Origin of the sequence: Sporosarcina koreensis, from assembly GCF_042655825.1 — a bacterium.
Classification (GTDB): Bacteria; Bacillota; Bacilli; order Bacillales_A; family Planococcaceae; genus Sporosarcina; species Sporosarcina koreensis.
This window is the reverse complement of the sequence record NZ_JBHSNP010000003.1, coordinates 1-652: the sequence shown is the minus strand read 5'-3', so window position 1 is coordinate 652 and position 652 is coordinate 1. Positions and strand designations below refer to the sequence as shown.

2 tRNA genes and 1 rRNA gene are annotated in these 652 nt (G+C 49.5%); all 3 read right to left on the bottom strand.

The features are described 5' to 3' along the window. Positions 1-310 precede the first annotated feature (310 nt). Positions 311-386 (bottom strand) — tRNA-Ala (locus ACFPTP_RS02730). Positions 387-396: 10 nt separating this feature from the next. Further along, positions 397-473 (bottom strand) — tRNA-Ile (locus tag ACFPTP_RS02725). Between the two features lie 102 nt (positions 474-575). Next, a 16S ribosomal RNA gene (locus ACFPTP_RS02720) occupies positions 576-652 on the bottom strand; the annotation flags it as partial.

The window sequence follows — 652 nt, the reverse complement described above, 5'->3', positions numbered from 1 at the left end:
CATCCGCCGTGCGCCCTTTCTAACTTAACCTTTATACGGCTTTCGATAAGCTTCGCATTACTTCGTCAGCTCCGTCACTCCGGTCCTCACGTGCCTAAGCACGCTTCGGTCCTCGTTCGGTCGCTTCCTCGTCCTGCTCGCTTCTCGAAACCCTCGGGTGAGTAGTGGTACTTAGCGATAAGCACACAAGCTACTCGTTAAAAAAGTATCATTCAATCACTAAGTGATCGACTCGGTTGATTACTTGATGTTTTGTTGCTTCAATGTCGTTTTATCCAGTTTTCAAAGAACAAATTACCCTTAATAGAGTTGGTGGAGCCTAGCGGGATCGAACCGCTGACCTCCTGCGTGCAAGGCAGGCGCTCTCCCAGCTGAGCTAAGGCCCCGGAATATGAATGGTGGGCCTAAGTGGACTCGAACCACCGACCTCACGCTTATCAGGCGTGCGCTCTAACCAGCTGAGCTATAGGCCCCTTCCGGGATTATGAAGTTTCATTAACTAAAACGAACCTTCAAAACTGAACGCAAAACGTCAACGTATGAACCGAAGGTTCATATTCCGTAATTATCCTTAGAAAGGAGGTGATCCAGCCGCACCTTCCGATACGGCTACCTTGTTACGACTTCACCCCAATCATCTGTCCCACCTTCG